The 19,176-nt window shown below is 64.6% G+C and carries 19 protein-coding genes; 14 read left to right on the plus strand and 5 right to left on the minus strand.

All coding sequences use genetic code 11. The features are described 5' to 3' along the window. Positions 1-172: 172 nt before the first annotated feature. On the plus strand, positions 173-592 hold the full coding sequence (locus ACSU1L_RS09580) for an RbsD/FucU family protein (protein ID WP_438252834.1): 420 nt from the start codon (positions 173-175) through the stop codon (positions 590-592). Positions 593-666: 74 nt separating this feature from the next. Here the strand turns inward: ACSU1L_RS09580 and ACSU1L_RS09585 are convergent, their stop codons facing one another. Continuing rightward, positions 667-1,539, minus strand: a complete 873-nt coding sequence (locus tag ACSU1L_RS09585) for a sugar phosphate isomerase/epimerase family protein (RefSeq protein WP_439255607.1) — start codon at positions 1,537-1,539, stop codon at positions 667-669. Positions 1,540-1,740: 201 nt separating this feature from the next. Between ACSU1L_RS09585 and ACSU1L_RS09590 the strand changes: the two genes are divergently transcribed. The 3 genes from ACSU1L_RS09590 to ACSU1L_RS09600 all read left to right on the plus strand — a co-directional run bounded on the left by ACSU1L_RS09590 (position 1,741) and on the right by ACSU1L_RS09600 (position 5,350). Beyond that, a complete protein-coding gene (locus ACSU1L_RS09590; RefSeq protein ID WP_438252836.1) occupies positions 1,741-3,243 on the plus strand; it encodes a sugar ABC transporter ATP-binding protein in 1,503 nt (500 codons plus the stop codon). Further along, the gene (locus ACSU1L_RS09595) at positions 3,243-4,274 is read left to right on the plus strand and encodes an ABC transporter permease (RefSeq protein WP_438252837.1); all 1,032 of its coding nucleotides are present in this window, start codon (positions 3,243-3,245) and stop codon (positions 4,272-4,274) included. The genes ACSU1L_RS09590 and ACSU1L_RS09595 overlap by 1 nt, the downstream gene beginning before the upstream one ends. Positions 4,275-4,345: 71 nt before the next feature. Further along, a complete protein-coding gene (locus ACSU1L_RS09600) occupies positions 4,346-5,350 on the plus strand; it encodes an ABC transporter substrate-binding protein (RefSeq protein WP_438252838.1) in 1,005 nt (334 codons plus the stop codon). Positions 5,351-5,440: 90 nt separating this feature from the next. Here ACSU1L_RS09600 and ACSU1L_RS09605 read toward each other — a convergent pair whose 3' ends face one another. After that, positions 5,441-5,971: an adenine phosphoribosyltransferase gene (locus ACSU1L_RS09605; protein ID WP_439255608.1), complete on the minus strand. Its 531-nt coding sequence runs from the start codon at positions 5,969-5,971 to the stop codon at positions 5,441-5,443. A gap of 143 nt (positions 5,972-6,114) precedes the next feature. On the opposite strand from ACSU1L_RS09605, the gene ACSU1L_RS09610 reads away from it, so the two are divergent. The 6 genes from ACSU1L_RS09610 (at position 6,115) to ACSU1L_RS09635 (ending at position 12,779) form a co-directional block, all read left to right on the plus strand. Next, positions 6,115-7,434 (plus strand): ABC transporter substrate-binding protein, encoded by a 1,320-nt coding sequence (locus tag ACSU1L_RS09610; RefSeq protein ID WP_439255609.1) that lies wholly within the window; start codon positions 6,115-6,117, stop codon positions 7,432-7,434. A gap of 100 nt (positions 7,435-7,534) precedes the next feature. Continuing rightward, the gene (locus ACSU1L_RS09615) at positions 7,535-8,575 is read left to right on the plus strand and encodes a carbohydrate ABC transporter permease (protein ID WP_439255610.1); all 1,041 of its coding nucleotides are present in this window, start codon (positions 7,535-7,537) and stop codon (positions 8,573-8,575) included. Further along, positions 8,572-9,462 (plus strand): carbohydrate ABC transporter permease, encoded by an 891-nt coding sequence (locus ACSU1L_RS09620; protein ID WP_438252842.1) that lies wholly within the window; start codon positions 8,572-8,574, stop codon positions 9,460-9,462. The genes ACSU1L_RS09615 and ACSU1L_RS09620 overlap by 4 nt, the downstream gene beginning before the upstream one ends. Then, entirely contained in the window at positions 9,459-10,901 is a 1,443-nt protein-coding gene (locus tag ACSU1L_RS09625; RefSeq protein WP_439255611.1) for a GH1 family beta-glucosidase, read from the plus strand. Before ACSU1L_RS09620 ends, ACSU1L_RS09625 begins: the two co-directional genes overlap by 4 nt. Positions 10,902-10,922: 21 nt before the next feature. Continuing rightward, positions 10,923-11,918: a LacI family DNA-binding transcriptional regulator gene (locus tag ACSU1L_RS09630; protein WP_438252844.1), complete on the plus strand. Its 996-nt coding sequence runs from the start codon at positions 10,923-10,925 to the stop codon at positions 11,916-11,918. A gap of 189 nt (positions 11,919-12,107) precedes the next feature. Further along, positions 12,108-12,779 (plus strand): HAD family hydrolase, encoded by a 672-nt coding sequence (locus ACSU1L_RS09635; protein WP_439255612.1) that lies wholly within the window; start codon positions 12,108-12,110, stop codon positions 12,777-12,779. 5 nt (positions 12,780-12,784) lie between these two features. On the opposite strand, the gene ACSU1L_RS09640 is transcribed toward ACSU1L_RS09635, so the two are convergent. After that, positions 12,785-13,639, minus strand: coding sequence for a VOC family protein (locus tag ACSU1L_RS09640; RefSeq protein WP_439255613.1), 855 nt, complete (start codon positions 13,637-13,639; stop codon positions 12,785-12,787). Between the two features lie 91 nt (positions 13,640-13,730). Between ACSU1L_RS09640 and ACSU1L_RS09645 the strand changes: the two genes are divergently transcribed. Both ACSU1L_RS09645 and ACSU1L_RS09650 read left to right on the plus strand, forming a co-directional pair. Next, positions 13,731-14,489 (plus strand): LamB/YcsF family protein, encoded by a 759-nt coding sequence (locus tag ACSU1L_RS09645; protein WP_439255614.1) that lies wholly within the window; start codon positions 13,731-13,733, stop codon positions 14,487-14,489. Then, a complete protein-coding gene (locus ACSU1L_RS09650; RefSeq protein WP_439255615.1) occupies positions 14,489-16,033 on the plus strand; it encodes a carboxyltransferase domain-containing protein in 1,545 nt (514 codons plus the stop codon). The genes ACSU1L_RS09645 and ACSU1L_RS09650 overlap by 1 nt, the downstream gene beginning before the upstream one ends. Positions 16,034-16,132: 99 nt before the next feature. Here the strand turns inward: ACSU1L_RS09650 and ACSU1L_RS09655 are convergent, their stop codons facing one another. Then, on the minus strand, positions 16,133-17,473 hold the full coding sequence (locus ACSU1L_RS09655) for a uracil-xanthine permease family protein (protein ID WP_439255616.1): 1,341 nt from the start codon (positions 17,471-17,473) through the stop codon (positions 16,133-16,135). Between the two features lie 161 nt (positions 17,474-17,634). On the opposite strand from ACSU1L_RS09655, the gene ACSU1L_RS09660 reads away from it, so the two are divergent. Both ACSU1L_RS09660 and ACSU1L_RS09665 read left to right on the plus strand, forming a co-directional pair. Then, a complete protein-coding gene (locus tag ACSU1L_RS09660) occupies positions 17,635-17,898 on the plus strand; it encodes a type II toxin-antitoxin system VapB family antitoxin (RefSeq protein ID WP_438252850.1) in 264 nt (87 codons plus the stop codon). After that, positions 17,895-18,287 (plus strand): type II toxin-antitoxin system VapC family toxin, encoded by a 393-nt coding sequence (locus ACSU1L_RS09665; RefSeq protein ID WP_438252851.1) that lies wholly within the window; start codon positions 17,895-17,897, stop codon positions 18,285-18,287. Before ACSU1L_RS09660 ends, ACSU1L_RS09665 begins: the two co-directional genes overlap by 4 nt. Here the strand turns inward: ACSU1L_RS09665 and ACSU1L_RS09670 are convergent, their stop codons facing one another. Further along, positions 18,288-19,148, minus strand: a complete 861-nt coding sequence (locus tag ACSU1L_RS09670) for a phosphoribosylaminoimidazolesuccinocarboxamide synthase (protein WP_439255617.1) — start codon at positions 19,146-19,148, stop codon at positions 18,288-18,290. Positions 19,149-19,176: the final 28 nt, after the last annotated feature.

The raw sequence follows: 19,176 nt of genomic DNA on the forward strand, positions 1-19,176 counted from the left end.
GCTGCGACGCTGAATCGTCGGCCCCGACCCACCCTCGAGCTTCAGACCCCAGCCAACCGGCTGAACGAGCTGCTACTCGCCGCTTAAACCCCCGGCGTTGCTCCCACCATTTGACATTGCCTCGATTTGAGCAGCACCAATTGCGACCGGAGCGACAGGAAAGGAAAAGAACATGCTCGAAGGAATCAACCCGCTCCTCACCGGTGAGTTGCTGCTGCACCTGGATCGGATGGGACATTCGGATGCTGTCGTGATCGCCGACGCGCACTTCCCCGCGTGGGCGCTCGGCCGCAACGTGATCGACCTGCCCGGCACGACAACGCCCGAGGTGCTCGCCGCGATCCGCACGGTGATCCCCCTGGACGATGCGCCGGGGCTCGACCTGATGGAATCCGCCGACGCCGTGGTCCTCGACGTGCAGCGTGAGCTGATGGATGCTGCCGGAACGACTGTCGAGACCACCCGATTCGTCGAACGCTTCGCGTACTACGACCTCGCCGGGCCTGCGTACCTGATGGTGCGCACCGGAGAGACCCGCAAGTACGGCAACGCGCTGCTGCGCAAGGGCGTCGTCGGGCACGCGTCGGCGTAGCCGCAGGAGCGCGACAGCCCGGGTGAACGGCCCAGGCCTAGGCCCAGGCCTGGGCCTAGGCCTGGGCCCGCGACCTAGTGCTGGTCGATCGTTCCGACGGCGTGCAGGGCGTCGCGGATGTAGCGGTTCGCGTGGGCCGCGAGGTCATCGGAGTCCTGCCAGAGGTTGCGCCAGATGCCGAGGGTGTTACTGAGCTCTGCGCTGACCACGGCCGACGAGAACGACTCGAACACGACCGGGCCGTCGTAGGCGACGTCGTGCAGCGCCCGGAAGAACGTCGCGAAGTCGACGGTCCCGGTGCCGAGGTATCCGCGGTGGCTGTCACCGATGTGCACGTAGCCGAGCTTTCCTGCGCGCGCGACGTCGTGCACAGGCTGGAAGAAATCCGACTCCTCGATGTTCATGTGGTACGTGTCCAGGTGCACGCTGACGTCGCCGTCCACGCCATCGAGGAAGCCCAACGCGCCGCGACCCGTGTTGAACACGTTCGACTCGTAACGGTTGACGACTTCGAGCGAGAGCCGGATGCCGCGCTCAGCGGCCTTCGCGGCAAGCCCCGAGATCGCGGCCTGGCTGTTCGCCACGCCCCGTGCGGTCACCGGTGCCATGTACTTGCCCATTGCGGAGTAGATGACGCCGCACAAGACATCGCCGCCCATCGTCGCCACATGATCCAGGCAGCGCTCCAGTGTCGAGACGCCTGCGGCGACGACTGAGGCGTCGTCACTGGTCAGGTCGGTCGCGTTCGTCAGCCCGAGGGATGCCGTCACGGCGAGGTCGTTGTCGCGCAGCATCCGTCCGGCCAAAGCGGAGTCGAAGGCGGCGGCGTCCATCAAGGGGATCTCGATCAGGTCGAATCCGGCGTTCTTGGTGCCTTCGATCGCGCGCCGCAGGCCCGCCTCTTCGAAGGTTCCCGTAAAGACCAGGCCGTGCGCACCTATGAGCATTTCAATCCCTCTTTCTGCGCATGCGCGCATTCCGTGACGAAGTTGTTATTACAGGTCTAGCATGATGAGACGACGTTAGGTACATTTAGATACAACTTGCATCACACAGGATGCTGGTACACAATTGATCCGATGTTTGACGGTAATCTCGGTGTCGACATCTTTTCAGAAATCACGACCTTCAAGGGAGCAGGTGAACATATGAGCGATCCGATCCTCCGAGTAGACGGCATCAGCAAAGGCTTCCCAGGTGTGCAGGCACTGAAGGATGTGCACCTCGAGGTGCGCGCCGGTGAAGTGCTCGTTCTCGTCGGCGAGAACGGCGCTGGAAAATCGACGCTGATGAAGATTCTCTCGGGCATCTACACCCGCGATGAGGGAACGATCACGTTCGAGGGGCAGCAGGTCGAACTGACCAGCCCGTTGCAGGCGCAGCAGCTCGGCATCACGATCATCCATCAGGAACTGAATATGATGCCCGACCTGACGGTTGCGCAGAATATCTTCATCGGACGCGAGCCCACATCTGGTCCGCTGCTGTCCGAGCGCAAGCTCAATAAGCAGACCACTGAGCTACTCAAGGGGCTCGGTATCAAGCTGAACCCGAAGCAGAGCGTGGGCGAGTTGACCGTCGCCGAACAGCAGATGGTCGAGATCGCCAAGGCGCTGTCGTTCAACGCCAAGGTGCTCATCATGGATGAGCCGACATCGGCGCTCACTGACACTGAGGTTGAGACGCTCTTCGTCCTCATCGAACAGCTCAAGGCCAACGGCACCGGCATCGTCTACATCTCTCACCGCATGGACGAACTCCGCCGCCTCGCCGACCGTGTCTCGGTGCTGCGAGACGGTCAATACATCGGATCACTTGAGAAGAACGAGATCAGCGTCCCGAAGATCATCGAGATGATGGTCGGCCGGGTGATCGACGAGGGAACGCGTCCCAGCGCCCGCGATCACGCGAACGATCCGGTCGTGCTCGATGTCGCGAACCTGTCGACCAAGGCGCTGCTGAAGGATGTCAGCTTCCAGTTGCACCGCGGCGAGATTCTCGGCTTCGCCGGCCTCATGGGCGCCGGTCGCACGGAGACCGCTCGTGCCGTGATCGGCGCGGACGCGCGCAGTGCTGGCACGATCTCGATCAACGGCCGCGACGCCAAGATCCGTCAGCCCGAGGATGCCGTCAAGCGCGGCGTCGGCTACCTCTCCGAGGACCGCAAGCAGCTCGGCCTCATGCTCGAGCAGGATGTCACCTTCAACACGGTGCTGGCATCCCTTGGCCGCTACGCGAACGCGATCGGCTGGATGGGTGACAGCAAGGCGAAGAATCAGACCAAGGACTACGTGCAGCAACTGCGCGTGAAGACCCCGTCGGTCAACCAGATCGTCAAACTGCTGTCCGGTGGAAATCAGCAGAAGGTCGTCATCGCCCGGTGGCTGATGCGCGACTGCGACATCCTCATTTTCGACGAACCGACGCGAGGCATCGATGTCGGCGCGAAGGAAGAGATCTACCGGCTCATGCAGCAGCTTGCCGATGCCGGCAAATCCATCATTGTCATCTCGTCGGAGCTTCCCGAGATCCTGCGCGTCGCCAACCGCATCGCGGTGTTCGCGAACGGCCGGATCACCGGAACTCTCCGCAATGAAGAAGCCAGCCAGGAGAAGATCATGCAACTCGCAGCCCACGGGGAGGAAGACTGATGAGCACCCCAAAGCAGTCCGGAGAGACGACGACTGTCATTCAGCAGGCCGTCAACGAGAACACCGACAAGCGTGATGTCGTCGGCTACCTGAAGCGTCAGGTCCAGCAGTCGCTGGCCTTCGGCACGCTCATCGTGCTGGTGATCTTCTTCTCGATCGCCAGCCCCAACTTCTTCACCTTCAGCAACATCGCAACGGTGCTGCTGTCGACAGCGGTGATCGGCATCCTCGCCCTCGGCACGACGTTCGTCATCATCACCGGCGGCATCGACCTCTCACTCGGCACCGGTATGGCGCTGTGCGCGGTGATGACGGGTGTCTTCGTCACCAATATGGGCCTGCCGGTCTGGGTTGGCGTCATCGGCGGTATCGCCACCGGCGTCCTGATGGGGTTCATCAACGGCTTCAATGTCACGTTCCTGAACCTGCCTCCCTTCATCGCGACTCTCGCGATGATGATGATCGCCGGTGGCCTCGCCCTGGTCATCTCCGGTGTCGCCCCGATCTACTTCTCCAGCTCCGCACCGGATTTCAAGAAGATCGCGCTCGGCATGATTATCCCGGGCATCCCGAACGCCGTCCTCATCACCGCGCTGCTCGCGATCGTCGCGTTCCTCGTGCTGTCGAAGACGCTGCTGGGCCGGTACACCTTCGCGATCGGCTCGAACGAAGAGGCCACGCGCCTGTCGGGTGTGAACACCCGCCGCTGGACGATCCTCATCTACATGTTCGCGGGCGCCTTCACCGGTGTCGCGGGCATCATCATCGCCTCGCGCCTGGATTCCGCACAGCCGCAGATCGGCAGCGGGTACGAACTGCAGGCGATCGCCGCTGTCATCATCGGCGGCACCTCCCTGCTGGGAGGACGCGGTTCCATCCTGGGCACCGTGATCGGTGCACTGATCATGAGCGTGCTGGTCAACGGCCTGCGCATCCTGTCGATTCAGACCGAGTGGCAGAACGTTGTCGTCGGCGCTGTCGTGCTGCTGGCTGTTTTCCTCGACTCGCTGCGCAACCGCCAGCGAACCTGACCCTTCCCTTCCCTTCCCCATCCACACCGTCGGTCATATGACCGACATCCACACAGAACAATGGAGTTTCCATGCGATTTGGCAAGAAGACCGCATTCGCGGCACTCGTGGCCGCATCTGCGCTCGTTATGGCTGGCTGCGCAGGCGGCGGCGGCGAGGTCATCGAAGAGGGCGCCGGCACTGACGGCGGCAGCAGCAGCGACGAGATGTACATCGCCCTGGTCTCGAAGGGCTTCCAGCACCAGTTCTGGCAGGCCGTCAAGACGGGTGCCGAGCAGAGGGCTGAAGAGCTCGGCGTCAAGATCACCTTCGAAGGCCCCGCGGCCGAGACGGAGATCGCGCAGCAGCTCGAGATGCTGACCGCAGCTATCGACAAGAACCCGGATGCCATCGCGTATGCGGCCCTTGACCCCGAGGCGTGCGTCGCACCGCTTGAGAAGGCAGCGGCCCAGGACATCCCGGTCGTGTACTTCGACGCGCCGTGCAACGGTGACGTGGGCCTGAGCCTGGCGGCCACCGACAGCAAGGTGGCCGGTGCGCTGGCTGCAGAGCACATGGCAGAGCTGATCGGCGGCGAGGGCGAAGTCGCCATCGTCGGTCACTCGCAGATCAACTCGACCGGTGTCGAGCGTCGTGACGGTTTCGTCGACAAGATCGAGTCGGACTACCCCGACATCGAGATCGTCGACATCCAGTACGGCGATGGAGATCACCTGAAGTCGGCTGACATCGCGAAGGCCATGATCGCCGCGCACCCCGACCTCAAGGGCATCTACGGCACCAACGAGGGCTCGGCCATCGGCGTCGTGAACGCCGCTAACGAGCTCAACCTCGAAAAGGGCAAGATCCAGATCATCGGCTTCGACTCCGGTGCAGCTCAGCTCAACGCCATCAGGGACGGCCTGATGGCCGGCGCCATCACGCAGGACCCGATCGGCATCGGCGCGCAGGTTGTCCAGGCGGCTTACGACGCTGCCAACGGCGAGGCTGTCGAGGAGTTCTACGACACCGGCTCGTACTGGTACGACGCTGACAACATGGACGACGAGAAGATCGCTGCTGTTCTCTACGAGTGATCTGATCTGACGCAAAAGCGGCTCCTCACCTTCGGGTGGGGAGCCGCTTTCGTGTGCGTGCGGTGCAGTGCGGATGCGTCCGCAGTGCGGTTAGGAGTGGAAGACGGTGTGCAGGTCGCCGACGAGTTCGCGACCGCCGAGGCCGTCGATCTCGAACAGCACCGAGATGCCGGCGACGTGCGAGCCGAGGCGCTCGATCAGCTGGCGTCCCGCCGCGAGGGTTCCGCCGGTGGCGAGCACGTCATCGATGAGCAGCACGCGGGAGCCGGCGGGGATGTCGTCGTGCATCTCGATGGTCGCGGTGCCGTATTCGAGGGCGTAGTCGACGGATGCTGCGGGGCGAGGAAGCTTGCCTGCCTTGCGAATCGGTACCAGACCAACGCCGGCGGCGAGAGCGGCGGCGCTGGCGATCAGGAAGCCGCGCGCTTCGATGCCGGCGATGACGTCGAACTGTCCGAGGAAGGGCTCGATGATCGCCTCGGTGGTCGCCCGCAGGGCGTCGGCGTCGGCGAGCAGCGGGGTGATGTCACGGAACAGGATGCCGGGCTGGGGGTAGTCCGGGATGCTGCGGATCAGGGACTCGGCGCGGGTAAGAGCAGGGGATATTTCGGCTGAGGGCACTGATCGATGCTACTTCACCGCGCTGAGGGTATCTTTCGCTTGACATTCGTGGGAGCGCTCCCATAAAGTAACTGAGCAATGCGTGGGAGCGCTCCCACGTAGTCGCATGACCGACCCGCACCATTTCGCACAAAGGAGTGACCATGAACACACGCGCCCGCCGACGGATGCTGGCCACAGCAGCTGTCGCCTCCATCTCAGCCCTCGCCCTTGCCAGTTGCTCGGCCGACACCGGCAACGCCGACGCCGATGCAGGTGCCTCGTCTGACGAACAGGTCACCCTGTCCGTCACGACCTTCGGCACCTTCGGCTACGACGACCTCTACAAGGAATACGAGGACCTGAACCCGAACGTCACCATCGAAGCGACGAACATCGACACCGGCGGCAACGCCCGTACCGACGTCTTCACGAAGATCGGCGCCGGCGGCGGGCTCAGCGACGTTGTCGCGATCGAAGAAGGCTGGCTCGGCGCCATCATGGACGTCTCGGAGCTCTTCGTCGACCTGCGTGACTACGGCATCGAAGACCGCAAGGGCGACTGGCTGGAGTGGAAGTACGACCAGGGAACCGACGCCGAAGGCCGCGTGATCGGCTACGGCACTGACATCGGTCCGAGCGGTATCTGCTACAACGGCCCTGCCTTCGAGGCTGCGGGTCTGCCCAGCGACCGTGAGTCGGTCGCAGAGCTGCTCACGGGCGACTGGGACAACTACTTCGCCGTCGGCGCCGAGTACACGGCCAAGACGGGTAAAGCCTGGTACGACCACTCTGGATTCGTCTGGAACTCCATGGTCAACCAGCTCGACGAGGGCTACTACACCGCAGATGGTGAGCTCAACGTCGAGGGCAATGCCGAGCTCAAGAAGCGATTCGAGACGCTCGGTGCAGCAACCGAGGGTGGCCAGTCCGCTGCCGAGGCCGCCTGGGATTGGAACGGTGGCAAGTCGTTCGTCGACAGCACCTTCGCCACCCTGGTCTGCCCCGGATGGATGCTCGGAAACGTCGCCGGCAAGCTGGAATCAGGCGGCGGTGACGCATCGACAGGGTGGGACTTCGCCGATGTGTTCCCCGGAGGAGCGACCAACTGGGGTGGCGCGTTCCTCACCGTTCCCGAGACCTCTGAGCACAAGGAAGCCGCTGCGGCACTTGCCAACTGGCTGACCCAGCCTGAGCAGCAGGTCAAGCAGTCCGCTGCTGCTGGCAACTTCCCGTCGACGGTCGCCGCACAGGAGGAGCTGGCTGCTGCAGCGACTCCGAACGAGCTCTTCAACGGCGCACCGACGGGTGCGATCCTCGCAGAGCGCGCCAAGGGCGTCGTTGCACAGTTCAAGGGCGCGGATGACTCCGTCATCCAGGAGAACGTGTTCGGCCCGCCGCTGAGTGCTCTTGACCGTGGGGAGTTGGGCACTCAAGAGGCATGGGACAAGGCCATCGCGCTCCTGAACGAGCTCGTCGGCTGACCATCCCATCACGCTCAGGTCGCACTTTCTGTCGCTTCGGCGCTGCCTTAGCGACAGAAAGTGCGACCTGAACCGTGCAATCCCTCAGAGGTAGGAACACATGACTCTCACCGCCCAGCGCCGGGACACGGCATCCGCTGCGCCGAAGAAGCCGATCGACAAGGCCAAGCCCTCCTGGCGTCATCGCGCATCTCGGTTCGACCAGAAGGCCTCGCCCTACTTCTACATCTCGCCGTTCTTCCTGGTGTTCGGCATCGTCGGGCTCTTCCCCCTCATCTACACCGTTTACGTCGCCGTGCACGACTGGGATCTGCTCAAGGGCGAGGGAGACTTCGTCGGCTTCGCCAACTTCGTCGAGATCCTCGGCGACGGCATGTTCTGGAACTCGATCTCCAACACCCTGAGCATCTTCCTGCTCTCCGCGATTCCGCAGCTCGCGGTCGCGCTCATCGTCGCCTATCTCCTGGATCGCGGACTCCGCGCGCCCACGTTCTGGCGCATGAGCATCCTCATCCCCTTCGTCGTCACTCCGGTGGCTGTGGCGATCATCTTCTCCAGCATCTTCAGTGAGGCTGACGGCCTGGCCAACAACCTCCTCAACCTGCTCGGCATCGTCGACCAGGAGTGGAAGCACAACACCTTCCTCTCGCATATCGCGATCGCCACGATGGTCAACTTCCGCTGGACCGGATACAACGCACTGATCCTGCTCGCTGCGATGCAGGCCGTGCCACGTGACCTCTACGAATCCGCTGCCATCGACGGTGCGGGCCCGATCCGCCGCTTCATCTCCATCACGATCCCGACGATCCGTCCGACGCTCATCTTCGTGATCATCACAGCGACCATTGGCGGTCTGCAGATCTTCGCCGAGCCGCGCCTGTTCGACGTCTCCACCGCCGGCGGTATCGGCGGCAGCGAACGGCAGTTCCAGACGACGGTGCTGTTCCTCTGGGAGATGGCGTTCTTCCGGCGGAACCTGGGCGAAGCATCCGCGGTCGCGATCCTGCTGTTCCTGCTGATCGTCGGCATCGGCGTGATCAACTTCCTCATCTCACGGGGCATCTCCACAGGTGACGCACCCCAGAACAGAGCTGCGCGTCGTCGCGCCCGCCGTACCGCGAAGGAGCTGAACCGATGAGCGCCACCCAAGCACTGAGCGTGCCCGAGAAGATCCGTCGCAGGCGAGGTATGACCGGCGGCGCAGCCGGCATCGGCAGCCGTCCCGGATTCCTCACCTACGGACTGCTGGCCGCGTTCATCATCGGCAGCGTATATCCGCTCTGGTGGTCCCTCGTCGTCGCCAGCGGCACCAACGCCACCCGTGGTGAGACCCTGCCGATGATCCCCGGCGGAAACTTCTTCGCCAACGCCGCCAAGGTGCTCGATGCCATCCCGTTCTGGCTGGCACTGGGCAACTCGGTCATCATCTCCAGCGTCATCACACTCTCGGTCGTGACGTTCTCCACGCTCGCCGGCTACGCCTTCGCGAAGCTGCGATTCAAGGGCCGTGACGGCCTGATGATCTTCGTCATCGTGACCATGGCGATCCCGACACAGCTCGGAATCATCCCGCTGTTCATGGTGATGCGCGAGCTCGGCTGGACAGGCTCGATCGGCGCCGTCATCGTGCCGACACTGGTCACAGCATTCGGCGTCTTCTTCATGCGGCAGTACCTCGTCGACGTCATCCCGGACGAGCTCATCGAGGCCGCACGCATGGACGGGGCGAACCAGTTCCGCACCTTCCTCACCGTCGGCCTTCCCGCTGCGCGGCCCGCCATGGCGATCCTCGGGCTGTTCACCTTCATGACCGCCTGGACCGATTACCTCTGGCCGCTCATCGTTCTCCCACCCCAGAACCCGACGCTGCAGACGGCGCTCAGCCAGCTGCAGTCCGGCTATTACGTCGACTACTCGATCGTGCTCACCGGTGCGGTGCTCGCGACCCTGCCCCTGCTCATCCTCTTCGTGGTGGCAGGCAAGCAGCTGGTCAGTGGCATCATGGCGGGCGCGGTGAAAGGATGATATCTATGACCCCCAGGCCGTTCCCGGACAACTTCCTCTTCGGCGCAGCCACTGCCGCCTATCAGATCGAGGGCGCCGCTCACGAGGATGGTCGTACGGACTCGATCTGGGACGCATTCTGCCGCGTGCCCGGTGCCGTGATCGGCGCGGAGAACGGTGACGTGGCATGCGACCACTATCACCGGTACCCGGAAGATGTCGCGCTCATGACCGAGCTCGGACTGCAGACCTACCGCTTCTCGACGTCGTGGTCACGGGTGCGCCCCGACGGCGGGGCCGTCAATGAGAAGGGCGTCGACTTCTACAAGCGTCTGGTCGATGAGCTGCTCGGTGCGGACATCCTGCCGTGGCTGACGCTGTACCACTGGGACATGCCGCAGGCGCTGCAGGAGACCGGCGGCTGGACGAACCGCGACACGACCTCCCGCTTCCTCGAATACGCCGCCACCATGCACGACGCGCTCGGCGACCGGGTGAACGTGTGGACGACCCTGAACGAACCGTGGTGCTCGTCGTTCCTCTCCTACACCGGCGGCGAGCATGCCCCCGGGCACACGAGCGTCGCCGAAGGGCTGCTCGCCTCGCACCACCTGCTGCTGGCGCATGGCGCGACCGTGCGTGAATTGCGGTCGCGCGACGCGGACCTCAACCTCGGCATCACGCTGAACCACACCGTCGCTGACCCGGTGAACCCGCATGACCTGGCCGATGTCGACGCCGCCCGCCGCATCGATGGCCAGTTCAATCGCTGGTTCCTGGATCCGATCTACCGCGGCGAATACCCGTCGGATATCGTCAGGGACATTCGCGCGGTCGATGCGGATGCTGTGGACCAGTTCGAATCCGCGATCCACGACGGCGACATGCAGACGATCTCGCAGAAGATCGACACCCAGGGCGTGAACTACTACCACGGTGACTTCCTCTCCGGCACGGCTCCTGCCGAGAGCCCCGTCGCGGGCGGTCCGCCCACTGAGCGACGGGTGCGCAGCCCGTATCCGTCCAGCGAACGCATCCATTCCGTCGAGCGAGGACTTCCGCGCACCGCGCAGAACTGGGAAGTGCAGCCGGAGGGCCTCACGCGTCTGCTGCAGCGGGTCTGGACCGACTACGCGGAGCCGGCCGGAACGGTGCTCTACATGACGGAAAACGGCGCCGCCTACGATGACGAGGCGGTTGTGGAAGACGGTGTGACGCGGGTTCACGATGCTGATCGCACCGAGTTCCTGCGGCTGCACCTCGGCGCGGTTCTGGATGCGGCGGATGCCGGCGTCGACGTTCGTGGCTACTTCTACTGGTCGATGTTCGACAACTTCGAGTGGGCGTGGGGCTACGACAAGCGCTTCGGAATCGTGCGCGTCGACTACGACACTCAGCAGCGCGCTCTGAAGGACAGCGGTCGGGAGTACGCTCGCATCATCGCTGCACGTTCTCTCTGAGTGCGCGAAGAAGGGGGAGCCGTGCTTTCACGCGCAACCATCGAAGAGGTGGCTGCGGCCGCCGGAGTGTCCAGGTCGACGGTTTCTCGCGTGGTCAATGGCTCGACCGCGGTCAGTCCGGCCGCGCTCGAAGCCGTACAGAACGCGATCGCGACGTTGCGCTATGTGCCCAACCGTGCGGCGCGTTCGCTCGCGTCACGACAGACGCACGCGATCGCGTTGATTGTTCCGGAGGACACCACGCGGTTCTTCGGTGAACCCTTCTTCGCATCGATCGTCGCCGGTATCACCGGTGCGCTCGGCGGCTCGGACTACCTGTTGAATCTGCTCGTGGCCAGTGACGATCCCGGGGCGAAGATGACGAGTTTCGTGCGCAACGGGGGAGTGGATGGGGCGCTGATCGTCTCGCATCACACCAGTGACGCGTTCATCGAGCAGATCATGGATGCTGTGCCTGTCGTGTTCGGTGGACGATCAGCGAACCCGCGGCCCGGCGACTATGTCGTCGACGTCGACAACGTGGCCGCCGCTCGCGGGGCCACCCAGCACCTCGTCGACAGTGGGCGCACGCGCATTGCGACGGTCTCCGGGCCCTCGACGATGCTTGCCTCGGTCGATCGTGTGCAGGGTTATCGTGAGGTGCTCTCCGAGTCAGGGCTCACCCCCTTCGCCGAGGTGGAGGGCGACTTCAGCGAGGAGAGTGGTGTCGAGGCCGCGCGGCAAATCCTGGAGATCGGGATGCCGGATGCGATTTTCTTCGCCAGCGATCTGATGGCGCGCGGGGCACTGACTGTGCTGCGCGGTGCGGGGATCCGCGTGCCGGAGGACATCGCCGTTGTGGGCTTCGACGACTCGGCGGTCGCGCTGAGCGCGGTTCCGCAGCTGACGACAGTACGCCAGCCGATGTATCAGATGGGCGAGACAATGACCGCGGTGCTGCTGTCGCGACTGAAGGGCGAGGAGCCGCCGCAGACGACGATCCTGCCGACGGAACTGGTGGTGCGCGCTTCGGCGTAGAGAAACGGTCCGTTTGTTCTGGTCCTCTATCCTGTGCCACGTGGTGAGAGTGAGGACAGTGCGATGACCCGGTATCCGGAGATCGCCGATGACCTGCGCCGCCACCAGACGCGCGGTTGATTCACCCCTGCTCGGCCTCGTGCACGGCTTCACCGCCTGCACGAGGCCGAGCGCTGAAACAGGAGCACCATGAGTAACAGACAGCCCGCAAACCGCCGTCCGGCCGCGGTTCTCTGGGATATGGATGGCACGATCGTCGACACCGAATCGCATTGGATCGCCGCCGCAGACGAGATCCTCCGATTCCATGGCATTCAACCGAGCGCAGAGGATCTGACCCCACTGGTCGGAATGGCACTGACCGACGGCGCTGCGCTCATGCAGCGGCTCGGTGCTGACGCATCTGTGGCGGAGCTGGTCGAGCGGCACTTGGAGTTGGCCATGCGCAACACCGCTCTGGCCGGTCTCACCTGGCGTCCCGGAGCGCTCGAGATGCTCGCGGCGCTTCGCGGTTCCGGCATCCGACTCGCTCTGGTAACCATGTCGTATCGGACCTATGCCGACACGATTATCGCCGCACTGCCGAAGGACACCTTCGATGTCGTCGTGACCGGTGACGACGTCGAGCAGGGCAAACCGTTCCCGGACGCGTACCTGCGGGCGGTCGAACTGCTCGGGGTCGAGGCGAGAGACTGTGTGGCGATCGAGGATTCACTGATCGGTCTCGCGGCGGCTCGAGCAGCCGGGACGCAGACTCTGGGGGTGCCGCATCACATCGAGATTCCGACGGATGCCGCGGATGCTGTGTGGCCGACCCTCGCGGGCCGCCATCCTGCCGAGTTGCGCGTTCCGCTCGGCTGATTCGCTCAGGAAGCCGCCAGTTCCGCCTTCAGCGTGTTGTGCCACGGGTCGAGGAATGTGAGCGTCTTGCCGTCATCGGCGACCTGAGTGCCGAAGTGCTTCAGGCGCTCGCTGAGGTCAACGAGGGCATCCGTGTTCGGCAGGGCGAGGTCGACCTGACCGAGCCCGAGTGCGGGCATCCGTGGGCCTGCTCCGCGCGAGTTCCATACGTTCATCGCCATGTGATGGTGATATCCGCCGGCGCTGACGAACAGCGCCTGATCGCCGAGCGAGGCGGTCGCGTCGAAGCCGAGCTGGTCGACGTAGAAGCTGCGCGCGGTTGCCGCGTCGCCGACGGAGAGGTGCACGTGGCCGATCTGGGCAGGGGCCGTGTCGGTGGGGGCCTCGCCGAGGTGCTCGCGCAGAAAGGTGTTGGGGTCGAGGTAGAGGGTGGCCATCTCGACCTGGCCGTGCGTCCAAGACCACTCCGAGCGGTCACGATCCCAGTACAGCTCGATGCCGTTGCCTTCGGGATCGGTGAGGTAGAACGCCTGGCTGACGAGGTGGTCCGCGCTGCCGGTGAACGTCTGGGGCGCATGCTGCGCGACCGACAGCAGTGCCGAGGCGAGAGCTGCCTGCGTTTCGAACAGGATGGCGGTGTGGAACAGACCGGCCGATCCGGCGGCCTGGTGCTTGAGTGTCGGCTCGTGCTGCAGGATGACGATCGGTGTTCCGGAGCGTCCAAGCACCACACTGTCGCGTTCGGTGCTCAGCACCTGAAGGGTGACGATGTCGCGGTAGAACGCTGTCATAGCATCGAGGTCGCCGACGAACAAAGTGACGGCACCCATACTTGTTGCCGCGGCAAGTTTTTCGTTCATGCTGGGGATAACCCCGGGCCCGTGCGAGATATTCCCGACCGGATCACGCCTACACTCGGGGGTGAATCGCCAGCTGACGAATCGGAGCGCCATGGGAAGCATCGACCTGAACTCCGACCTGGGCGAGAACGTCGCAGACTGCATCGTCAGCGATGACGCAAGCATGCTGCGCATCGTCACCAGTGCCAATATCTCCTGCGGATTCCACGCCGGGAGCCCCGAAGGCATCCGCGAAACGCTCACCAGAGCTGCACGGGGCGGCGTCACCATCGGCGCGCATCCGAGCTACCGCGACTACGCGAACTTCGGGCGCATCCCGGTTGATATCGACTCAGCGACGCTGCAGGCACACGTCGAATATCAGCTTGGCGCGCTGATAGGGCTCGCGTCCGCGGCTGGTACGACGGTCTCGTACGTCAAGCCGCACGGTGCGCTGTACAACGCGATCGCGCACGATGAGCGTCAGGCGAAGGATGTCGTCGCTGCCGTCCGGGCGATCGACCCGAGCCTGGTACTGCTGGGACTGGCCGGCGGCATCGCACTGGACGTCGCCCGACAGACGGGGCTCGCCGTGGCCGCCGAGGCGTTCGCCGATCGTGCCTATACGCCCACCGGTCAGTTGCTCGCGCGCACCCAACCGGATGCTGTTCTGCACGATCCGCGCGAGGTGGCCGATCGCATGGTGCGACTTGTGACCGAAGGGGTGATCCGCGCGGTCGATGGCTCGGACATCCGGGTGGATGCGCAATCGATCTGCGTGCATGGTGACAGTCCCGGTTCTGTGGCCATGGCGGCGGAGACTAAGCGCTCGCTGCAGGGGGCGGGCGTGACGATAGCCCCGTTCGTCTGATGCGCATTCTTCAGGCATCCGATCGCGCACTTCTCGTTGAAGCCGCCGATCTTGCTGAGGCGATGCGGATGAACCGCGCCTGGGAGCAGGTGCCGGGAATCATCGAGCGCATTCCCGCAGCACGCACGGTGCTCGTGAGGTTCGATCCCGTGCAGGTCTCGGCCGCATCTTTGGCTGCGGCGTTGGAGGCGACCGGGACGGATGCCGCGCACGAGTCGGCGGAGCACGAAGTCGTCATTCCCGTGCACTACGACGGTGAAGACCTTGCGGAGGTCGCCGCGCTGCTCGGCGTATCGCCTGAGGAACTGGTGACTCGACACCTGGCCGCGCGCTGGGAGGTGGCCTTCTCGGGATTCGCGCCCGGGTTCGGATACCTCGTCGGCGATGATCCGCTGTTCCAGGTGCCGCGCAGGTCGTCGCCACGGACGCGTGTTCCGGCAGGGGCGGTGGCGCTTGCTGGCGAGTTCACCGGGGTGTATCCGCGGGAGAGCCCGGGCGGGTGGCAACTGATCGGCCGCACCGACGCCGTCATGTGGGACATCGACCGTGACCCGCCCGCGTTGCTGGCGCCCGGGGCCGCGGTGCGATTCGAGCGCGCCCGGCGGGACTCAGCCGCTGCTGTGGCCGTACCGGGACGGCGGGAGGTCCCAGATCATCCGGCAGTTGATCGGCGCGCGGGCGGCATCGAGGTCGTGCAGACCTCGCTGCAACTGCTGGTTCAGGATGCGGGCAGACCGGGCCATGCGGCGCTCGGTGTCTCAGCATCCGGAGCCGCCGACCGCAGAGCGCTGCGCGACGCGAATCGAGCGGTCGGAAATGAGCCCGGTTCCGCCGTAGTGGAGAGTGTCGGCGGCGTGGTGCTGCGCTTCCGTGGTGCTGGGGTCGCCGTGGTCACCGGCGCCATCGGAGCGCTTTCGCTTGTAGATGCCGCCGGCCCCCGCACTGCCGTGCACGGTGTGCCCTTCGCGACGGCCGACGGCGATGAACTCACACTGGGGCATCCGACCAACGGCCTGCGCTACACGATTGGTGTTCGTGGCGGTGTGGATGTGGCATCCGCTCTGGGTAGTCGGGCCAGTGACACGCTCGCCGGTCTCGGTCCTGCGGCACTGCTGAGCGGAGATTCGATCCCGATCGGTTCGACCAGGCGCGGGGTGGTGGAGCCCATTGCCGCTGAGCGGATGCTGCCAGCACCCGGAGATCTCGTCGAGCTGCAGATCACGCTCGGCCCCCGCGACGACTGGTTCACCGCGAAGGCACGCGCGACGTTGACCGAGCAGGAGTGGCTGGTCACGTCCCGCTCCGATCGCGTCGGCATGCGGCTGCAGGGCGACGTGCCGCTGGAGCGCAGCATCCTGAGCGAACTTCCCAGTGAGGGCGCGGTGACGGGAGCGATCCAGGTGCCACCGGATGGGCAGCCGGTGCTGTTCCTGCCGGATCACCCGCTCACCGGCGGCTACCCGATCATCGGCGCCGTGACCGATCGGTGCTTGGACCTCGCCGGGCAACTGCCGCCGGGCGTGCGCATCCGATTCCGCGTGTGAGGGTGTTACGCACAGCGGAGCCTGTTGCATCTGTCGGAGGTTTCTCTAGAATTCCTCCGACGGATGCAACAGGCTCCGACAAGTGCAACAGGCGAGAGGCTACTCCGGGTCGCCGCCCAGCGGGCCGACAGCGGGAATGGGGCCGCCGTCATCGGCACCGGTCTTGCGAGCGCGAGCGATCGCGTTGCCCAGGTGGTAAATGAGGAGGGCGGCGACGGTGCCCAACACGATGGCGCCGAGCTCGAAGCCGTCCCAGTTCATGGCGTATCCGCCGATGGCGAGCACGAACGACACGGCCACCGTGTACTGGTTGACCGGCCGGGAGAAATCGACGCGGTTGTCGACCCAGATCTTGATGCCGATGACGCCGATGAGGCCGTACAGCGCCGTCGTGACGCCACCGAGGACCCCTGCGGGGATCGTGTTGAAGATGAATCCGACCTTGGGTGAGAAGGCGAGCAGGATGGCCGCTGCGCCGGCGACCCAGTAGGCCGCGGTCGAGTACACGCGAGTCGCCGCCATCACGCCGATGTTCTCGCCGTAGGTGGTCGTGGCCGAACCGCCGAATCCACCCGCAAGCGCTGTGGCGACACCGTCGGCGAGGAGTGCGCGACCGGTGTGCTTGTTGATTGACGGGTCGTTGGTCATGGTCGCGACGCCGCGGACGTGACCGACGTTCTCGGCGATGAGCACGAGGATAACGGGCAGGAACATCGGCACGTAGGCCCATGCCATCGGGTCGGTGATCGCGGCGAGGTGGAAGTCGGGCAGGCCGATCCACGCAGCATCCTCAATGCCCTCGAACCGCACCTGATCGGTGAAGATCGCCACGATGTAGCCGACGATGACGCCGAGGAAGATCGAGATGCGTCCGAGGAAACCCCGGAACAGCACGCTGAACAGGATCACAGCGATGAGGGTGATGGAGGCGAGCTCGGGCTGAGCGTTGAAGTTGTTCCAGGCTGCGGGGGCGAGGTTGAAGCCGATGAGGGCAACGATGGAGCCTGCCACCACCGGAGGCATGAGCTTGTCGATCCAGCCGATGCCGACGGCCTGAACGATGAAACCGATCACCGCGAGCGCGACACCGACGACGAGGACGCCGACGAGCGCCTGGGTGATCTGCTGCGCCGTCTCGAGCGACTGGCCGGCGTTGATCGCCGTGATCGGCGCGAGGAACGCGAAGGACGAACCGAGGTAGCTGGGCAAGCGGTTGCGCGTGATCAGCAGGAACAGCAGGGTGCCGATACCCGAGAAGAGCAGCGTGGTCGACACGGGGAAGCCGGTGATGATCGGCACCAGGAACGTCGCGCCGAACATCGCGACGATGTGCTGTGCGCCGATTGCGAAGGTGGCCGGCCAGTTCAGTCGTTCTTCGGGTTTGACGACAGAACCGGGTGCGACGGTGTGACCGTCACCGTGAATTTTCCACACGGGCATGCGGGAGCTCCTCATTTCGGGATGGCGGAAGTGCTGGAGTAACACTACCGATTCCTGAGGGTTAGCTGGATGCTGGCGCGGTCCTGCACTGGGCGCGGCAATGGCGGATGCCGAGGGTAGAACTGTGGCCGTAATGGTAGAAGGGTGCGAAAATGGGTGCCATGAGCCTGAACATCAAGAATGAAGAAGTGCACGCTCTCGTGCGCCGGCTCGCGGAACTCACCGGCCAGAGCCAGACGAGCGCGGTGGAGGATGCTGTGCGCCGAAGACTCGAAGAGGTGGACGGAGCGAAAGAGAAGCAACGCGCGGAGAAACTTGCGGGCATCGCCCGGATCGTGGAGGAGGCCAGCAGAGTTCGGTACACGTGGGCTGATTACGAAGCGATCATCGATGAGATGTATGACGAGAATGGATTGCCGCGATGATCGTCGACTCCTCGGCTTTCGTCGCCGTTCTGCTCGATGAGCCCGAAGGCAAAGCGTACGGCGCGCTTCTCGCGAGCGAACCCGTGAAGCTTTCGGCGGCGACTTTGACTGAATGCAGCATCGTGCTCGAAGGGAAGCGTGAGCGAGGACTCACCGAGCGCTTCGAAGAGCTGTTGCGCGTGACAGACGCCGAAGTCGTTCCCGTCAATGAGGCGATCGCCCGAACGGCGTTCGCCGCGCATCGTCGATACGGGCGCGGCTCCGGAAGCCCGGCGAAGCTCAACTTCGGTGACTGCTTCAGCTACGCTCTCGCGATCGCGCGCGACGAGCCGCTCCTGTTCAAGGGCGACGACTTCATCCACACCGACGTGCGAGTGGCTGCGCCCTGATTACGTGGTCAACCGGGTGATGAGCTCGCGGTAGCGGTCGGCGGTGCGCACGACGATCTCCTCGGGCAGCACGGGCGGCTCGCCCTGCTTGTCCCAGTTCGCGGCCAGCCAGTCGCGGACGATCTGCTTGTCGAAGCTTGCCATCCGCTCGGTGGGAGTCGTGCCGGCCTGCCAGGCCGCGGCATCCCAGTAGCGGGAGGAGTCGCTGGTGAGAACCTCGTCGCCCAGGCGCAGGGTGCCTTCGGCATCCGTTCCGAACTCGAACTTCGTGTCGGCGAGGATCAGACCGTGTTCTTCGGCGATTGCGGCAGCGCGCGTGTAGATCGCGATGGATGCGTCCCGCAACTCAGCCGCACGCTCTGCTCCGACGAGCTCGACGACCTTCTCGAACGTGATGTTCTCGTCGTGTTCGCCCATCGGCGCCTTATAGGCGGGAGTGAACAGCGGCTCGGGAAGGCGGTCGCCGTTCTGGAGACCGGCGGGCAGCGGGATGCCGCAGACAGTGCCGTTCTCGACGTACTCGGCCCACCCCGTTCCCGTGATGTATCCGCGCACGACGCACTCGATCGGCAGCATTTCCAGCGACTGCGCGAGCATGGCGCGGTCGGCGACAGCATCCGGGACTTCACCCTCGGCGAGGTGATTAGGGAAGTCGAGCTGCGCGAACCACCAGCGACTCAGCTCGGTCAGCAGCGCGCCCTTGTCCGGGATGCCGGGGGACAGAACGAAGTCGAATGCGCTCACCCGGTCGCTGGCGACGACGAGGATGCGGGTGTCTGCCGGATCCTCGGAGGCGTAGAGGTCGCGGACCTTGCCCGAGTAGAGGTGACGCCAGTTGGGGATTCTCGTCGCTTCGCTCACGTGTTCATTATCCCGGGTGGGACGGATG

The organism is Microbacterium sp. A94, assembly GCF_051842855.1.
Classification (GTDB): domain Bacteria; phylum Actinomycetota; class Actinomycetes; order Actinomycetales; family Microbacteriaceae; genus Microbacterium.